The following is a 784-nucleotide window of genomic DNA, read 5'->3' on the forward strand; positions in this document are numbered from 1 at the left end:
GGGGGAGATGCGGGCGCTGTCGTGATACAGCTGCGGCAGTACCGAGGCGTAGATGTCTGCGGTCACCACGATGCTGGCGTGACCGAGCAGGCCCTGCACCACCCGCAGGTCGTCCCCGGCGGCCAAGGCCAGCGTGGCCGCGCCGTGCCGGAGGTCGTGCAACCGGATCGGCGGCAGGCCGCTGGCCGCCACCAGCGTGTGGAAGCGGTGGGTAAGAAAGTTCGGGTCGACTCCCGCACCACCTCTGCCGGTGAACATCGAGCCTGCCGGCGACCAGGACTGCCCCAGTTCGCGCTTCTGGAGCCGCTCATGGTGGCGCAGCAACCGCAGCGTCTCCCTATCCAGGGCGACGTTGCGCAGGCTGGCCTCGCTTTTAGGTGGGCACGCCCTAAGGCCATCGGGGGTGCGAACCACCTGACGGGTAATGATCAGTTCGCGTCGCTCGCTATCCAGATCTACCCATCGCAGCCCGGCGGCTTCCCCACGCCGCAGACCACGTAGCGCGATCAGCCACCACAGTACGAACAGCCGGTCTTCCCGGACGAACGCCAGGAACTCCGCCAGTTGTTCGGGCGTCCACACCGCGACAGCGGGTCGTTCGCCAGTGCGCTGCCAGAGCGCGACTCGTCGCGCTGTCCACACCACGGGATGAACGTGCCTCGGCGATGGCAGGCGCAGCCCGCGGGCGGGATTGTCGCCGATCACGTCTTCCCGGACCGCCTCGTTCAGTGCGGCTCGCAACGTGGCGCGGATCCGTTCCAACGTGGCGGCGCTGATCGGCGTG

The 784-nt window shown here is 68.5% G+C and carries 1 protein-coding gene; it reads right to left on the minus strand.

The features are described from left to right. On the minus strand, positions 1–784 hold a 784-nt coding region (locus Acor_RS00160; RefSeq protein ID WP_155334417.1), incomplete at both ends, for a site-specific integrase.

Origin of the sequence: Acrocarpospora corrugata (genome assembly GCF_009687845.1) — a bacterium.
In the GTDB taxonomy this organism is placed as follows: domain Bacteria; phylum Actinomycetota; class Actinomycetes; order Streptosporangiales; family Streptosporangiaceae; genus Acrocarpospora; species Acrocarpospora corrugata.